Here is a 2960-nt window from a genome sequence, read left to right on the forward strand (position 1 = left end):
AAATATATAAATATATAGACTATTCAATTGTAAAAAGGGACTAAAATTCAATGAGAATCTTAAAATTATTTCTGCTTGTGACACTCTTTTTAAGTGCTGATTTTTCATCTGCTCTTAAAGCTAAATCAAAATTTTTATCACCAGATGAGGCATTTAAAGTTTCTGCTGTTGAAAATGGGGATATGATCGAGACTAAAATTATTTTAGCTGACAAAATTCATGTTGCAGATGAGAGTTTGAAATATAGAATTATTAAGCCAAAAGAGTTTGAGTTAACTGTCAATAGACCTACTCCACATAAAACTGAAGATGGAATGGTTCACGAAGGTAATATTGTAGTCAATATACCTATAGCGGATATTACTTCTCACGTATCTGGTGATTATACTTTAGTGGTTGAGCTACAGGGTTGTTCTGATAAGGGTATCTGCTATAACACGATAGAGAAAGAGTATAACTTTAAGGCTCCACAGGGGAGTGTATGGGATAAGCTTAAAAAGGCTATTAGTGAAAAAAACACTCATGCTATAGTAGATATACTACTTCATGAGAGTCCAATTTTTATAATCTTTCTATTTCTTATCCTTGGTCTGCTTTTGGCACTTACTCCTTGTATTTTCCCAATGATACCTATTCTCTCCTCCATTATTGTCTCTCAATCAGGTTCAGGTAAACCTAATGCCATGAAAGGATTCCTCACCTCTCTAATCTATGTATTATCTATGGCTGTCACCTATACAATAGTAGGGGTTCTCTCGGGTATTTTAGGGGCAGATATACAGGCTATAATGCAAAGTCCTTTAGTGTTAACAATATTTGCCCTAATGTTCTTCGCATTGGCAATATCACTCTTTGGATACTTTGAGATACAGTTACCATCCTCTTGGCAATCAAAAATAAACTCTGCAAGTGACAATGCACAAGGTCATGGAGTGGTAGGAACAGCTATTATGGGCTTCCTCTCCGCATTTATTATTGGTCCTTGTGTTGCCCCTCCTCTAGCAGGTGCTGTTATCTTTATCTCTCAAACAGGAGATGCTCTTCTTGGTGGAACAGCTCTTTTTGCTATGAGTATGGGTATGGGAGTTCCTCTACTACTCGTAGGTGCTGGTGCTGGTAAGTTCATGCCAAGACCTGGTGGCTGGATGACTAGAGTATCACAAGTCTTTGGTGTTACGATGTTGGCACTATCTATCTCTATGTTTAGTGGAGTTCTTGGTGAGACTACTATTATGTTACTTTGGTCACTTCTATTTATTGGTCTGGCTCTATATATGGGTGCATTTAACAGTAGCAAAGAGTCGCAAGGTGCTTCAAAACTCTTTCAACTTATGGCATTCGTATCACTAATCTATGGTGCGTCTCTATTTATCGGTCTATTGAGTGGTTCAACCTCTATGATGCATCCATTTGAGAAGTTTACAGCTACTCCAAAGATTGTAGCTTCTTCTGTTCTTAATACCACAGATGCTCCTTCATCTTCTAAACCATGGGGGTCTAATAAAGTTGATAAAAAATCACATTTAGGTTACTCTGTAGAGAGACTTCTTGAAGAGGTTAAGCAGAGTGATTTACCTGTAGTGGTTGATTTTGGTAAAAAATCTTGTAAATCATGTAGAGAACTAGAGGCTCTGACTTTTCCAGACCCTGCTGTAGTAAAAGAGCTAGAGAGATTTACATTTATTACTATAGATATAACAGAGCAGACAGATGATGATAAAGCTCTCTTAAAAGAGTATAGTCTGTTTGGCGCTCCAAATATTATATTTTTTGATAAAGAGAACAAATTTTTACCTAAAAAATCTCTTACAGGATTTATTGGTGCAGAGCCATTTACTAAGCATCTAAAGACAATCAAATAATGAATAGAACTATAGAGATTGGTAAAATAAACTATCTTAGGGTAGAGAGAGATACAGATTATGGTCTTTTTCTTAGAGCAGAAAATTTTGAAGAGGTTCTTCTCCCCAATGCTTATGTTATGGAAGATGAGATGCCTATTGGTTCTGTGATTGAGGTTTTTATCTATACTGATTCAGAAGATAGGATAGTTGCTACGACTAGATACCCTTATGCGATGCTTGGTGAGTTTGGCTATTTTACAGTAGTTGACTATCAGCAATATGGAGCTTTTGTAAACTGGGGTCTGCCAAAAGACCTTTTTGTTCCTCTCTCTCAACAGAAGTGTCACTTTAATATTGGTAATAAATTTATATTGAGAGTTTGCGTAGACAAAGAGACAGGACGGTTATATGGAACTCACAAGATAGGTAAGTGGCTCTCATATGAGACCGATGGGTTGGAGAAAAATCAAAAAGTAGCAGTTTTGGTACTCTCAAAAACTCCATTGGGTTATAAAGTAATAGTTGAAAATCTATACGAGGGTATGCTATTTGATAATGAAATATTTGAGAGTTTATCTGTAGGAGATAGAAAAGAGGCCTATATAAAAAACATTCGCAAAGATGGAAAGTTAGATTTGGCTCTGCAACCTATTGGTAAAAAATCCACAAGTGATGTGTATGAGAGAAAAGTTCTTGCACTTCTCAAAGATAGAGGTGGATTTATCGCTCTAAATTCGAAAAGTAATGCAGAGGATATTATGAAAGTTTTTGCTTTGAGTAAAAAAAGTTTTAAGCGAACTCTTACTTCTCTTATATCCGATAAAAAAATTCTTTTAGAAGGTAATGGAATTAGAGTTTTACAAGAAGTCTAATTTTTATAAAGGGGTTGTGTTATGAAATCTTCTAAAAAAACATCATCTTCGTTTAACAGTGAATTAGAGAGAGGGAATCCTTATCTTGCTGGTATATTGGATGCGACGGTTAATATTATTATACTTAGAGACAACAATAAAAAGCTTCTTTATATCAATAAACGATTTTCCAAATACTTCCCAAATTATAAAAGTATAGATGATTTCGATAGAGAACATGACTCTATATCTGAACTTTTTGATA

The 2960-nt window shown here is 35.2% G+C and carries 3 protein-coding genes; all 3 read left to right on the forward strand.

What is annotated here, in order from left to right; translation table 11 throughout:
• Positions 1–50: 50 nt before the first annotated feature.
• Complete coding sequence (gene dsbD, locus GSY74_RS05755) at positions 51–1862, forward strand: protein-disulfide reductase DsbD (RefSeq protein ID WP_164664149.1); 1812 nt, start codon at positions 51–53, stop codon at positions 1860–1862.
• Entirely contained in the window at positions 1862–2716 is an 855-nt protein-coding gene (locus tag GSY74_RS05760) for a S1 RNA-binding domain-containing protein (RefSeq protein ID WP_164664150.1), read from the forward strand. The genes dsbD and GSY74_RS05760 overlap by 1 nt, the downstream gene beginning before the upstream one ends.
• Before the next feature lie 21 nt (positions 2717–2737).
• Positions 2738–2960 (forward strand): hypothetical protein (locus tag GSY74_RS05765; RefSeq protein ID WP_164664151.1); only part of this gene is annotated, 223 nt, incomplete at its 3' end.

This window comes from Sulfurovum sp. bin170, from assembly GCF_010892395.1.
Taxonomy (GTDB): Bacteria; Campylobacterota; Campylobacteria; order Campylobacterales; family Sulfurovaceae; genus UBA1140.

Excerpts from the sequence above, each read along its gene's own strand:
- dsbD (WP_164664149.1), top strand. The coding sequence starts at position 51 with ATGAGAATCTTAAAATTATTTCTGCTTGTGACACTCTTTTTAAGTGCT.
- GSY74_RS05760 (WP_164664150.1), top strand. The coding sequence starts at position 1,862 with ATGAATAGAACTATAGAGATTGGTAAAATAAACTATCTTAGGGTAGAG.